At 65.5% G+C, this 13,014-nt stretch carries 10 protein-coding genes; 2 read left to right on the plus strand and 8 right to left on the minus strand.

Annotated elements, in window-relative coordinates; translation table 11 throughout:
• Positions 1 to 62: 62 nt before the first annotated feature.
• The 3 genes from IE116_RS06925 to IE116_RS06935 form a co-directional block, all read right to left on the minus strand.
• Positions 63 to 2,174 (minus strand): TonB-dependent receptor family protein, encoded by a 2,112-nt coding sequence (locus tag IE116_RS06925; RefSeq protein WP_189614487.1) that lies wholly within the window; start codon positions 2,172 to 2,174, stop codon positions 63 to 65.
• A gap of 47 nt (positions 2,175 to 2,221) precedes the next feature.
• A complete protein-coding gene (locus IE116_RS06930) occupies positions 2,222 to 2,833 on the minus strand; it encodes a glutathione S-transferase family protein (RefSeq protein ID WP_189610969.1) in 612 nt (203 codons plus the stop codon).
• A 115-nt stretch (positions 2,834 to 2,948) separates the two neighbouring features.
• Positions 2,949 to 4,637, minus strand: a complete 1,689-nt coding sequence (locus IE116_RS06935; RefSeq protein ID WP_229828031.1) for a phosphoethanolamine transferase — start codon at positions 4,635 to 4,637, stop codon at positions 2,949 to 2,951.
• 155 nt (positions 4,638 to 4,792) lie between these two features.
• On the opposite strand from IE116_RS06935, the gene IE116_RS06940 reads away from it, so the two are divergent.
• A complete protein-coding gene (locus tag IE116_RS06940) occupies positions 4,793 to 5,566 on the plus strand; it encodes a 2OG-Fe(II) oxygenase (RefSeq protein WP_189610971.1) in 774 nt (257 codons plus the stop codon).
• Here IE116_RS06940 and IE116_RS06945 read toward each other — a convergent pair.
• From IE116_RS06945 to IE116_RS06960, 4 genes are all read right to left on the minus strand, one after another.
• Positions 5,479 to 6,357, minus strand: coding sequence for a TIGR04222 domain-containing membrane protein (locus IE116_RS06945; RefSeq protein ID WP_189610973.1), 879 nt, complete (start codon positions 6,355 to 6,357; stop codon positions 5,479 to 5,481). The genes IE116_RS06940 and IE116_RS06945 overlap by 88 nt on opposite strands.
• A 153-nt stretch (positions 6,358 to 6,510) precedes the next feature.
• Positions 6,511 to 7,971, minus strand: a complete 1,461-nt coding sequence (locus IE116_RS06950) for an aldehyde dehydrogenase family protein (protein ID WP_189610975.1) — start codon at positions 7,969 to 7,971, stop codon at positions 6,511 to 6,513.
• The gene (locus tag IE116_RS06955; protein WP_189610977.1) at positions 7,968 to 9,671 is read right to left on the minus strand and encodes a GMC family oxidoreductase; all 1,704 of its coding nucleotides are present in this window, start codon (positions 9,669 to 9,671) and stop codon (positions 7,968 to 7,970) included. The genes IE116_RS06950 and IE116_RS06955 overlap by 4 nt, the downstream gene beginning before the upstream one ends.
• A 14-nt stretch (positions 9,672 to 9,685) precedes the next feature.
• Complete coding sequence (locus tag IE116_RS06960) at positions 9,686 to 10,654, minus strand: Bug family tripartite tricarboxylate transporter substrate binding protein (RefSeq protein WP_189610979.1); 969 nt, start codon at positions 10,652 to 10,654, stop codon at positions 9,686 to 9,688.
• A 391-nt stretch (positions 10,655 to 11,045) separates the two neighbouring features.
• On the opposite strand from IE116_RS06960, the gene IE116_RS06965 reads away from it, so the two are divergent.
• Positions 11,046 to 12,377: an erythromycin esterase family protein gene (locus tag IE116_RS06965; RefSeq protein ID WP_229828032.1), complete on the plus strand. Its 1,332-nt coding sequence runs from the start codon at positions 11,046 to 11,048 to the stop codon at positions 12,375 to 12,377.
• Positions 12,378 to 12,391: 14 nt separating this feature from the next.
• On the opposite strand, the gene IE116_RS06970 is transcribed toward IE116_RS06965, so the two are convergent.
• Complete coding sequence (locus IE116_RS06970) at positions 12,392 to 12,970, minus strand: DUF4142 domain-containing protein (RefSeq protein WP_189610984.1); 579 nt, start codon at positions 12,968 to 12,970, stop codon at positions 12,392 to 12,394.
• Between the last annotated feature and the right edge of the window lie 44 nt (positions 12,971 to 13,014).

Below are 13,014 nucleotides of genomic sequence, written 5' to 3' on the forward strand. Positions count from 1 at the left end.
GCATTCCTCTTGTTCAGAAGGCTAAGAAAAAGTGACGGGCGGCCACAAGAGCCGCCCGCATGTCAAAACGTGTAAGTCGCCCCGCCGCCGACCATCCAGTTGCGGCCCGGCGCGGGCTCGAAATACCGCGTGTTTGTCTCGTTGACAATCACCGATCCAGCGTAGCGGCGGTCGAACAGATTGTCCACCCGGGCAGACAGGTTGAGCCGCCAGGGGCCGGCGTTCGCGACGTAACCTGCCGCCAGCGCCGCCACCATGTACGACGGCGACGCATCACTGTTGCGATCGTCAACGAACACCTTGCTCAGGTAGCGCCCTTCCACGGTGGCCCGGAAGCCCTTGGGCGGCACCCAGCCAACCGATGCGAATGCGGACTGGCGCGCCACCCCGGGCATGCGCGCCCCGGACGTGATCGCCGGACTGGCGCAAGGCGCCGCCGCGCAGACCGTGTCGCGGTACTGCGCATCGAGCCAGGTGTAGGCGACTTGCGCGCGCCATTGATCGTGGAAGTAGCCGTCCCACCCCAGTTCGACACCCTGCCGCCGTGTGCGGCCGGCGTTCTGGAACGTGGAGCGCCCGTTGGTGTTCGATGCCGTGACGATTTCGTCGTCGGTCGTGGTACGGAACAGCGCAGCGGTCAAGAGCCCACCTGCCACCGTCGACTTGGCGCCCACTTCGACCGTCGTGTTGGTGGCGGGCTGCAAGGCGAAGTTCAGCCCCGGGGTCTGGTCGGGCCGGTACGACAATTCGTTCAGCGTGGGCGTTTCGAACCCGCGCCCGGCGGTCGCATACAGATTCAACCGTTCCGTAGCCGCATACCGCAAGGACGCGACCGGCAGCGCCTTGCGAAAACGCGTGCTGCCGCTGTCATCGCCGTTGGCGCCCGCGATGTAATTGTCGTCCGACTTGAAGCGGATGGTGCTGTACCGCAGCCCGCCTTCCAGCGTCCACTTGTCCAGGAACTGCCACGAGGCCTGCACATACGGATCCAGGTTGCTGACCGTATTGTCTTCGTCGCGCCGCAGCGCGCCCATGACGCCGACCACCTGCTGCGCGCCGGTCCCGGTGAAGTTGTTGTAGCCCTTGCGGCGCTCGGCCAGCGAATCATAGGCCAGCCCCGCAATCAGCACGACCGGCCGACCACCCATCGTCCGGCGATGCGTCCAGCGCACATCGGCCCCCCCATAGTCGCGATCCAGATCGATCACGCCACCCGCATGCGTCGGGTTGAGCTGCGGCGCAGGCGGAATGGACTGGTATTGCGTGGTCGAACGCGACCCGTAATACAGCATGGCGCGAAATTGGTTATCGGCGTCAATGCGGCGCTCGTACAGCAGGCCGCCCTGGGTCTGCGACACCGTTTTGCGGGTGTTGTACTCCTGCGCCAGCGCAGCCGACCGGGGCGACGTATCGAACTGATCGCGCCTAAGGCCGAGCGGGTCCTGCGCGGTCAGATCGACGCTGTTCAGCGTCATCGTCAGTGTGCTGTCATCATCCAGCCGCCAACCGAGCCGCGCGTTCGCCAGGTTCTTGCGGGCGGCGCTGTGATCGCGATAGCCCTCGGTGGTCATGCGGTTCACGTCGAGCACGTAGTCGAACTGGCCCGCACGCCCGGCCGTACCCAATTCGCCCGTCGCCTTCAGCCCATACCGCCAGGTGCCATAGCTGCCTGCCGAGAACGATGCGCCCAGCGTGGGCGGGCCTTTGCCGTCTTGCGTGAACACCTGCATCACGCCGCCCGACGAATTGCCGTACAGGGCCGAGAACGGTCCGCGCAGGATCTCGACGCGGTCCGCCGACGAGATGTCGATGTTCGACGTCTGCCCCTGCCCGTCGGGCAGCGTGGCCGGGATGCCGTCCACGTACACCCGCAAGCCGCGAATGCCGAACGTCGACCGCGCGCCAAAGCCGCGGATCGAGATCTGCAGGTCCTGCGCGTAGTTCTGGCGGTTCTGGATCTGCAGTCCGGGCACCGCGCCCAGGCTTTCCGACAGATTGATCTGCGGGCGCATGTCGCGCATGGTCTCGCCATCGACCACGCTGGCCGAGGCGGGAACGTCTTTGAGCAAGGCCTCGGTACGCGACGTCGTCACGACCACCGGGGCCAGAATGGCAGGCGCATCGGCCGCCTGCAAGGCAGGCGCAACCGCCACACCCAGACACATGACGGGCATGGCGATGCCTGCCCGAACCTTCGTCGTAGTCACTCTTGATTACCTGATCATGCGCCGTGTTCGGCAAGGGCCTTTTTGTAGGCGGGACGGCTCTCCAGGCGTTCGACATAGGCGGTCACATTGGGCCATTTGTCTTTGCCGTAGAACTGCAATGCAAGCTGCACGACAAACGACAATTGCACGTCGGCGGCCGAGAATTCGTCGCCGGCAATGTAGTCGCGCTTGCCGAGCTCATCATTGATGAAGCCGATGTGATTGTCGATCTCGCTTTCGATGCGCGGCTGCAGCGGCGCACCGGCTTCCTTCAGCCGGCCCACGTAAAGCTTGAGCATGACCGGCAGCATCGCCGATCCTTCCGCATACTGAAGAAATTGCACGTAGCGGTCGTAGTCCTCGCTGTCGACGGGTGGCGCAAGGCGCCCCGCGCCATAGTGGCGGACCAGATAGTCAATGATGGCGCCCGACTCAAACAGCACGCGGCCGTTGTCACGGATGACGGGCGCCTTGCCCAGCGGCGTAATCGCCTTCAGTTCGGGCGGCGCCAGCCGGGTGGCCGGGTCGCGATCATAGGTGATGACGGTATAGGGCTGGCCCAATTCTTCCAGCAGCCAGGTAATCCGGCGCGAGCGGGACTCTTTCAGGTGATGCACTTCAATCATGGGCGGATCCTTCAGGGCGATACGGAGGCGCGGAGGCCGGCAGGCGCTATCCTCGCACGCCCGTTGCCCCTGACGGCGCAACCAGGTGTAAAACCCGCCCGACCGCGCCAACGCATCACCCGGCGCTGCGGCACCCTTCCAGCACGTCCAGCGACGGCCGGTAGGTGGCGCTGTGCACATCCATGAGTCCGAGCACCGTGTGATACAGGACGTCGTGGGTGACGGGCCGCGCCAGGCCCTGGGCGACACACTCGGCCCGCACGCCGGTGCGCGCGGCAAGTCCGCCGTTGAGCCACGCGATCATGGCCGCATGCTTCTGTTCGTCGGGGGCGAACACATAGGGCATGCCGTGCAGGAAGAGGCCGTTTTCGCCCAGCGACTCGCCATGGTCGCTCATGTAGAGCATGCCCGTGTCGAAGTGCGCCGATTGTCCGCGCAACCAGACAATGGTGTCGGCCAGCATGGCGTCGGTGGCCACGGTGCTGTTATCGAAAGCGTTGACGAGTTCGTCATGGGTGCACGCCGACAGCGTGACGTTCCGGCATTCCGGAAGAAAGTGTTTCGATGTTGGTCCCGACCGCCGGCTGTAGGCCGGACCGTGGCTTCCGATCTGGTGGAGAACGACAACGATTCCCCTGGCGCGCCGTTCGGCTGGCAGCGCGGCGATGCGCGCGTCGAGCCCCTGCAGCAGGACGTCGTCCAGGCATTCGTCGGCATCGCAGGCGGTGGATGCCGATGGCACGCGCGCGCACACGCCCTTGCAGCCCGATTGATTGTCGATCCACAACACGGCCAGGCCCGCCGCCGACAGCACGTCCAGCAGGTTTTCACTGTCGTTCTTGCGCGCTTCGAAGCCTGATTTGCCAAGCGGCGAGAACATGCAGGGTACCGACGCGGCCGTACTGGTTCCGCACGATTGCAGATGCGTCCAGCTGAGCACCCCGGCCTGGGCCAGCCGCGGATTGGTCAGACGGCCGTACCCGTTCAGGCTGAAATGGTCGCCGCGTGCCGTTTCGCCGACGACCAGCACGAACAGCGGCGGCCGGGTATTGCCCACATAGGTGGCACCCAGGTCGGCGTCGCCGCTGATGATGGCAAGCGGCCCCTTGCTTCGCACGGAATCCGACGCCTGCTTGAGTGTCGAGTAGATGCTGGACAGCGGATTCACGGTGTAGCGCAGTTCGACGTTGTTGCGCATCAGTGGCCCCAACGCGCGGAATCCCAGCATGCCTGCCCCAAGGCCCACCGCCAGCGCCGCCACCAGCAGCACCGCATTGCGCCACACGTGAGTCCAGGCGCCTTGCCGTGCGATGCGCACGCGCCAGAGCGCCCACCCGGCCGGGCCGGCGACCAAGAGCACATCCACCAGCAGCCGCGCGCTCAACATGTCGCGCGCTTCATGCACGTCTGTCTGCATCACGTTGACCATCATCGTGGGATCCATCACCACGTGGTAGGTCAGCATGTAGTGCTGCGCGAACGCCGCGATCAGCACGACCGTGAACCAGACCGGCTTCATGCCACGCGGCCAGGCCGTCAACATCAGCATGGCCGCCGTCGCGCTAGCGGTCAGCACGCCCATTGCCGCAAGCGCATGCAGCGTCGCCATGCCACCCGTGCTCAGCCTTGCGATGTCCAGCCACAATGTCCAATTGGTGGACAACATCAACCAGGCGGTCAGCAAGAGGACGATGCGGCGGGGCGACCGGGGGACTGCAAGGGCCTCGTCCATGCGCCGCAAGGCAAGGTGCGCCGCGGTGCGTAGCCCGGCCAGCGGCGCGGCAATGGGAAGGGACAGCGGCATGACCGACTCGAAAGAACACGACCTGACGCATTCTCCGGGGCGCGTGTCGAATTTTTGTCACCGGCCTATTCGACACAAATTCGACATTCAAGGCATGCCGCCCTGTGCCCGGCAGGATTATGATCAGCAAGCTCGATTTTTCTCCGGTTGCCACCATGCCCCGCTTTCTTCGCGACTCCGCCCTGACCGATGCCGAGGCCCAGCGCCTTGCCACCAGCGCCGCTTTTCCCTGGGCGGACTTTCGCCAGATGCTGACGGACGATGCCTTTGCAGAACTGAACGCCACCTTTCCACCGTTGACCGCCTTCGAGCGGCACGATGGCCTGGTGCGCAGCCACGGGCAACGGCCGCACGACCGCTATTACCTGGCGTACGAAACGTCGATCTACCATCGGCAAGGCAAAGGGGACTATGGGTTGACCGGCGATGCCGGCAACACGACGCACGATCGCCTGCCCGAGGTCTGGCAGGCCTTTATCGAAGAATTGAAAACCGACGAGACCTACCGGCGTTTTATTGTGAAAGCGCTGGGCACCGATAGGCTGGTCACGCGCTTTGCTTGGCACGTCGGGACGACGGGGTCCGAGGTCTCACCTCACCTGGACGCGCGCGACAAGGTCGGCACGCACATCTTCTACTTCAACACGAAGGAAGACTGGCGGGAGGAATGGGGCGGCAGCATCCTGGCCCTGGACGGCAAGCAGGTGCCGGCCATGAATCCCGACTTCGGTGATTTCACGGGCGAGTACGCGATGGACATTCGCGACAACCGCAGCTTTCTGTTCAAGAACACGGCGGACGCCTGGCACGGCGTACGTGCCCTCACCTGCCCGGCCAGCAGTTACCGCAGGCTGTTCAACGTCGTGTTCGAGACGCCCGACAAACGACGCGGCGGCGTGCGCGGACTGCTGGATCGCGTGTTGCGCTGACCAGCCGTGCCCGGTGCTGGGCCGCGCGACATGACGACGTGCGCGGCTGGATACTGATCTGCCGGCAAGGCGGCCACGCCGACCACTGCTGCCAGCCACAAGGCGTCGTCCATGCCGGCATGTTCCTGCGGACCCAGCGCCAGACGGAACCGGTGCTGATCCGTCACCTCGGCCAGCGCCTCCCGTCCGGCACGGGTCACGCGCCGCCGGGCAGGCTTCAACATCAGATAGGCCGTCGCGGCCAGGGGCAGGCTGGCCGCAGCCTGCGCCGTCCATCCGGCCAGACCTACGGTGGTCCCGCTGTCCAACGGCGCTGCGGCGCCCATCCAGAGGTTGACGACCCACCCCACTGACATCCAGGCGATACCGACGGCGAACAGCCCCAGCAGACAGACCAGCGCCCAGCGCAACGCGCGTTGGGTGGCCAGGTCGGGCGGCGGACGCCGATCGAGGAGGCCCGCCGCCTTCAGCGTGGCGTCGCAGTCGGCCGTCGCGTGCTCCAGGAAAGAGACGTCGTGCAGCACGGTGCCCAGGGTGTGCGGCACGCTGTACCGGTCGAGCACCCGGCGCTCCAGCGGCCGCAGTCCGAACGCGTCGATGCGGCGGGCGCGCACCAGCATGGGCCCGGACTGGATCAGCGCACCGCGTTCAAGCAGCACGAAGATCGCGGTGCGCACGGCGTCGACCGCGCCACCGCGCAGGTAGGCGACGGAATACGGATCGCGCAGCACGGGTAGCGTCAGCGGGGACGAGACCAGCGCAGGCTGGGTCAGAACGGAATGGGCAGGCATGAGGCGGCTCCCGAGAGCGGGCAATGAGGGCAACCGCAGACTGCGACTTACCCGACCCCTGAAGCGTAAACCGCGTGCCTACGCCCGCCCATCCTGCATCCGGCTTTGGGCCGTCCTCCTAACAGCCTCATCCGAAATCGGGTCACCGGCGCATCACGCCGACAGATCGGGCACTGCGATCGTGATCGACTTCAGGTCGGTGTAGCTCAGGATTTCCTCCAGCCCTTCTTCACGCCCCACGCCGCTGTTCTTGAAGCCGCCGTACGGCACGCCGGTGTAGTGCGGCCCGACGCAATTGATCCAGACGTAGCCGACCCTCAAACGTCGCGCGAAGGCCATGGCCTTGCTGACGTCGGTGGCAACCACCGAGGCCGTCAGCCCCAGCGACGAGGCGGCATCCATCTTCAACACGTCATCGGGCGTGGACCAGCGCACGACGCTGAGCACCGGGCCGAAGATTTCTTCGGTAGCCAGTGCGCTGCCCGGGTCCACGTCGCTGAACAGCGTCGGCGCGACCCAGTACCCTTTTGCAAAGGCGCTGCCTGACGGCCGCTCGCCGCCGACACGCAGCCGCGCGCCCTGCTGGGTGCCTTTCTGGATGGCAGACATCACCTTGCCGTGATGCGCGGCGCTGATGAGCGGGCCCATGCCCGAGCCGGCTTCAAACGGATCGCCCACGTGGATGGTCTTCATGCGCGCCACGATGCGCTCGAGCACGGCATCGTGGATGGACTCATGCAGCATCAGGCAGCTGGTCGAGCCGCAGGACTGGCCCTGCCATTCGAAGTTCATGCCGGCCACCGCCAGCGCCGCGGCCTTGTCCAGGTCGGCATCGGGCAGCACGACCATCATGTTCTTGCCGCCCAGTTCCAGCGTGATGTGTTTGATGGCCACTTCCGCCGCCGACCGCTGTATGGCCTTGGCGGTGCCGACCGATCCGATGAAACCCAGCCGCTTCACGCGCGGGTCGCGCACCAGCGCATCCCCTGTCTGTGCGCCGCTGCCGTGCACGATGTTGACCACCCCCGGAGGCAGCACATCGCGGCAGATCTCGCCAAAGATGCCGCCCGACAGCGGCGCCTGATCGGGGCTCTTCAACACCATCGCATTACCCGCGATCAGGGGCGCGCCCACCCGCGACGCCAGGAAGTAGAAGGGATGGTTGAAGGCCACGATGCGGCCCACCGTACCGAAGGGTTCACGCTCCGACAGGTGCATGTGATTGGGCGTGGCCGGATAGGTGTGGCCCGTCATCGCGTGGCCCAGGCCGGCGTAGAACTCGATGCGCGACGCGGCGCGTTCGACATCGCCCAGCATGGCGCGATACAGATTGCCGGTGTCGCGCGTCTCGGTGCGCGCGATCTCTTCCTTGCGGTCACGGATGCGTGCAGCCAACGTGCGCATCACCTCGGCGCGGCGGTCCACACCCAGTGCATGCCACGCGGGCCATGCCGCTTCGCCCGCCTTGACGGCATCGGCGACATCGGTCGTGGTGGCATGCGCTGCGCGGCCCAGCAGGGACTCATCGGCAGGATTGACCGAGTCCATTTCGGCGCCGTCCGAGGCTCCGACCAGTTCGCCATTGATCAGCAGTTTTGCCGTCAGGGATGTCATGCGTTTCTCCACAGTGGGGACGAAGGCGTCGTGCCTTCGGGAAGCCAGGGCGCCAGCGGCCCGCGGCCCCGGATCAGGTCCGCCGCCTTTTCGGCGATCATCGTGACCGTCGCATTGATGTTGCCACCGATCAGGTCCGGCATGACCGAGGCGTCGACGATGCGCAGCCCCTGCAGGCCTCGCACACGCAGTTGGGCATCGACCACCGCATCGGGATCGTCCGCGGCGCCCATGCGGCAGGTCCCGCAAGGATGATGGACCGTAATGGCCGTCTGGCGGATGTGCGCATCCAAGGCGTCGTCGTCCAGGCAGGCCGGGCCGGGCATGCGTTCTTCACCCACGAAGGGTTGCATGGACGGCTGGCCCATGATGCGGCGTACCGACCGGATCCCCGCGCGCAGGCTGGCCCACTCGGCGTCGTGCGCAAGGAAGTTCTGGTGGACGACCGCCCGTGCATCGGGCGCCGCGCTGGCCAGCGTCACCTGGCCGCGGCTTTCCGGATGCAGCGCGACCACCCGCACCGCAAAACCATCGTCGAACGGCGCGCGCCAGGGGCGCATCCACGGCTGCGCGTGAAAAGGCGCGGCCGCCATCAGGTACTGCACGTCGGGACCTTCCAGACCCGGGCGCGTGGTCTCGTACCCTGCTGCGCCGCCCGGTACATTGGTCGCCGCGCCGGCGCCGAAGAGCCACGCGCGCGCCAGGTCCCCGACGACGCGGTCGGCGCGCATGCGGTCCGGGAACGGGCCCGCCGCCTTGCGCGCAAAGCTCAGCAGCACGGCGATGTGGTCTTGCAGATTGCGCCCGACACCGCGCAGCGGCGTATGCGTGGCGATGCCATGCGGCGCCATCAAGGCCGGATCACCAATACCTGACAACATCAACAATTGCGGTGTGTTGATGACCCCGCCCGCAAGGAGCACTTCGCGGCGTGCCAACGCGACATGAGGCGTGCCATGACGAACGTAGGCCACGCCCGTGGCACGGTCGCCGGTCATGTCGATCCGCGTGACCAACGCGTGGGTGCGCACCGTCAGCCCACGGCGCTTCATGGCCGGCCGCAGGTAGGCCACCGCATTGCTGCAGCGCCGGCCGTTGCGGATCGTGACCTGCGAGCGCCCGAAGCCGGACAGTTCCTTGCCATTCAGGTCGTTCCGCAAGGCGTGCCCTGCTTCGCCTGCCGCGGCCAGATAGGCAGAGATCAAAGGATCCTGATAGGTGGAGTATCGCGTGGTGATGGGACCGCCCTTGCCCCGCCACGGGCTGGCGGGTCCCTGCCAGTCTTCCAGTTGCAGGAAGTACGGCAACGTGTGCGCGGCGTCCCACTCGGTCAGCCCATAGCGCGCCGCCCATCGATCGAAGTCGCTGCGATGCCCGCGCACATAGGCCAGCGCGTTAATCGACGATGATCCGCCGATCACCTTGCCGCGCGCGCACTCGATGCGGCGGCCTGCCGTCTCGTCCTGGGGCTCGCTGGCGTAGCCCCAGTCGTGTGAACGCTTCTGCAGCATCCGGCCCAGGCCCAGGGGAATGTGGATCAGCGGGTCGTTGTCCCACCCCCCGGCTTCGAGCAGGAGCACCGTCACGCCCGCATCCTGCGTCAATCGGTTGGCGAGCACGCAGCCCGCCGACCCCCCGCCCACGATCACATAATCGTAGGTCGCCGCGTCGTCCACGCTGGCCTGGCCGGATGTCCGCATGCCTGTCGTCTGGCTCACTGGACCTTGAGGTTGGCCGACCGGATCGCGTCGGCGAACAGCTCGATGTCGGCGCTGATCGCCTTGCGGAATTCGGCGGGCGTATCGGCAACGATCTGCACGCCCAATTGCTTCATGCGTTCCTGGTAGGTCGGGTCGGCCGCAATCTTTTTCACTTCCATGGCAATGCGATCAACGATGGCTGCGGGCGTCCCGGCAGGCGCCATGAGCCCGTTCCAGGTCAGCGTGCGAAAGCCCGGGAAGGTCTCCGCGATGGTCGGCACCTCGGGCAGTTCCGGAAGGCGCGTGTCGCTGGTCACGCCAAGCAGCTTGATGTTGCCCGCCTTGGCCTGGGGCGCCAGCACGGGCACGTTGCCAAAGTACATCGTGACGTCGCCTGCGATCATGGCCGCCACGGCCGGCACGTCGCCCTTGTAGCTGATGTGCATCATGTCGAGCTCGGCGCGCTTGACGAACAACGCGCCTGACAGATGCGAGACGCTGCCGGACCCGCCCGACGCAAAGTTGAGTTTGCCGGGTTGCGGTCTGGCATAGTCGACCAGTTCCTTCACGCTGTTGACGGGTACGTTCTTGCTGACAGCGAGCAGGAAGGGATTGGTCGCAAAGTTGGTGATGGGTACGAAGTCCTTGAGCGGATCGAACGGGACCGGCGAAATCTTTGGCAGGATCACGATCACCGGCATGGCGGCCACCAGCAGCGTGTAGCCGTCCGATGGAGCGCGCTGCACGGTCTGCACGGCAATCAGGCCGCTCGCACCCGGCTTGTTCTCCAGCACCACTGGCTGACCCAATGCCACCGACAGCCGTTCGGCCGTGATGCGCGCAATGCTGTCGGTGCTGCCGCCCGCGGCGAAGGGCACGATGAAACGGATGGGACGTTGCGGCCAGGACTGCGCCTGGGCCGCGGACGCGCCGGCGAGCAGGCAGATCGTTGCGGACAAGCTCAGGAAGTGCGTCACTTTCATGGTGTTCCCCGTGTGCGTTGAGTCATGGATACCCGGACGTCTCCCCCGTGATGCTTTCTTGCGTCGTGGCGTTTTTTTATGGCACTGCCGTGTGGATCGAAAACGGACGCGCGCAGAAACGCTTGCGCAGCGAGGCACAAATGGACAAATGCGGCCGGTAGCATCCGGCGGATCAGAGGAATGAAGCGCGACCCACAGGCGACATGAAAGGACGCTGCGGTGTGGCGTCGCCGGCCCGCGCAGAACGCCCGGGCCGGTGACAAGGAAGTGGGTTCACTATAAATATACGGGTTGCGACGCGTCAATATATTTATCGTCATCACACTGTCGTGTGCGGTCGGGCATGCGGGATGCGTGCAGGCGGGTGCTGATTTCATCGCAGGAGAGCCCCGTGTCTTACTTCGCCTCATCATCGACATCGACGTCATCCCGGCCCGAGGCCTTGCTGCGGGAGGCTGCGGTTCCCTTTACCGACTTCGACTCGGCGGCCTTCCAGGAATGGTTCGATCGCTATGGAAACGCACGCGTCGTGCTGCTCGGGGAAGCCAGCCACGGCACGTCAGAGTTCTACCAGGCGCGGGCGGCGATCACGCGCCGCTTGATCGACCGGCATGGCTTTCGTCTGGTGGCCGTTGAAGCAGACTGGCCTGACGCCGCCGTCATCGATGCCCATGTGCGCGCACGGCCCGCGCTGCGCGACGACCATGAACCGTTCAGCCGTTTTCCGGAATGGATGTGGCGCAATACCGATGTCCGCGATTTCGTTGACTGGCTCCACGACTTCAATGCCGACCGGCCGCTGGGCGAACGCGCGGGATTCTTTGGACTCGACATGTACAGCATGGCCAGTTCGATGTCAGCCGTGCTCGCGTATCTGGACGATGTGGATCCCGACGCAGCCGCCCACGCACGCGAGCGATACAGCTGCCTGGAACGCTGGCGCGACGACCCGGTGCAATATGCGAGTTCGGCATGGGATCGCGCGCGCGCCACCTGCGAAGCGCCGGTGCTGGAGCAGTTGCAGGCGCTGCTGGACAAGCGGCTGGACTATGTCCGCAAGGACCCCCGCTTTTTCGATGCGGCGCAGAACGCGCGGCTGGTGGCGTCGGCCGAAAGGTATTACCGCACGCTGTATCAGGGGTCCGCGCACAGCTGGAACCTCCGCGACACCCACATGTTCGAGACGCTGGACACGCTGTTGTCGACCAATGGGCCCGATGCCAAAGCGGTGGTGTGGGCCCATAACTCGCACATCGGCAACGCCGCGGCCACGGACATGGGGCGGCGCCGCGACGAGTTCAATCTCGGACAGCTGTGCCGCGAACGGTATGGCGAGGAGGCGGTATTGATCGGCTTTGGCACCCACACGGGGACGGTCGCCGCTGCCTCGGACTGGGATGGACCCATGGAAATCAAGCAGGTACTGCCATCACGCGACGACAGCCATGAACACTGCCTGTTCAAAACCGGTCTGCCCCGGTTCATGCTGGACCTGCAGGCCGCGCGGCGCGGCCCGTTGCGTGACTATCTTGCCAGGTCGCGACTCGAGCGATTCATCGGGGTCATCTATCGGCCCGACACGGAATTGCTGAGCCACTATGCCAGTGCATGCCTGGCCGATCAGTTCGATGCGCTGGTGTGGATTGCCGAGACGCATGCGGTGACGCCCTTGCCGGGCGAGCACCGCTATGGCGCCGCGGAAACCTGGCCCTCGGGCCTGTAGCGCTTTATACGGGCTTACATGCCGTGGTCGGTGGGTCCGATCTGGCGCGCGCCATCCAGATGATCACGCAGCATGCCGATGTGCTTTTTGGCAAACGCCTGGACATCAGGATCCTCGGTCTGCGTCGTGGCGTTCTGGAATGCCAGCACCGTGTTGTCGTGCCCCGCGATCGCGATATGGCTCGAATACATCTTTTCGAACTCGGTGCCGTTCAGTGCCCCCAGCGCCTTCAGTTGCGCGCGCTGCGCCAGCGACGGCTCGGTCGGCAGTTCGTAGCCCTTGCGCTTGGCCAGTGCTTCCAGGTCCTTCTGCATGGCGCCATGATCCTTGATCATGCGCTGCGCGTACGCGCGGATCTTCGGGCTCTTGGTCTTTTCGAGCGCGATCTTGCTGCCCTCGACTTCCGAATAGCCCGATTGCGCGGTGTTGTCCAGAAAACGCTTGTCACCGGCAGACAGATCGGCCGAGGCCTTGCTTGCCGACGCGGCAGGTGCCGGCGTCTTGGCAGGTGCGGTCGATTGCGACATCACGCTCGATGACATCAGGACCAGGCAGGACGCAGTGGCGCCCAGGACCGCATGGGTAAATCGCATGGTGTGCTCCAAAGATAAAGTCGGTACTCATCCATGCTCAGCAA

The organism is Pigmentiphaga litoralis, from assembly GCF_014651835.1.
GTDB classification, from domain to species: Bacteria; Pseudomonadota; Gammaproteobacteria; order Burkholderiales; family Burkholderiaceae_B; genus Pigmentiphaga; species Pigmentiphaga litoralis.

Coding starts and splice junctions, on each gene's coding strand:
- IE116_RS06925 (WP_189614487.1), bottom strand. CDS start 2,174: ATGCCCGTCATGTGTCTGGGTGTGGCGGTTGCGCCTGCCTTGCAGGCG.
- IE116_RS06930 (WP_189610969.1), bottom strand. CDS start 2,833: ATGATTGAAGTGCATCACCTGAAAGAGTCCCGCTCGCGCCGGATTACC.
- IE116_RS06935 (WP_229828031.1), bottom strand. CDS start 4,637: ATGCCGCTGTCCCTTCCCATTGCCGCGCCGCTGGCCGGGCTACGCACC.
- IE116_RS06940 (WP_189610971.1), top strand. CDS start 4,793: ATGCCCCGCTTTCTTCGCGACTCCGCCCTGACCGATGCCGAGGCCCAG.
- IE116_RS06945 (WP_189610973.1), bottom strand. CDS start 6,357: ATGCCTGCCCATTCCGTTCTGACCCAGCCTGCGCTGGTCTCGTCCCCG.
- IE116_RS06950 (WP_189610975.1), bottom strand. CDS start 7,971: ATGACATCCCTGACGGCAAAACTGCTGATCAATGGCGAACTGGTCGGA.
- IE116_RS06955 (WP_189610977.1), bottom strand. CDS start 9,671: ATGCGGACATCCGGCCAGGCCAGCGTGGACGACGCGGCGACCTACGAT.
- IE116_RS06960 (WP_189610979.1), bottom strand. CDS start 10,654: ATGAAAGTGACGCACTTCCTGAGCTTGTCCGCAACGATCTGCCTGCTC.
- IE116_RS06970 (WP_189610984.1), bottom strand. CDS start 12,970: ATGCGATTTACCCATGCGGTCCTGGGCGCCACTGCGTCCTGCCTGGTC.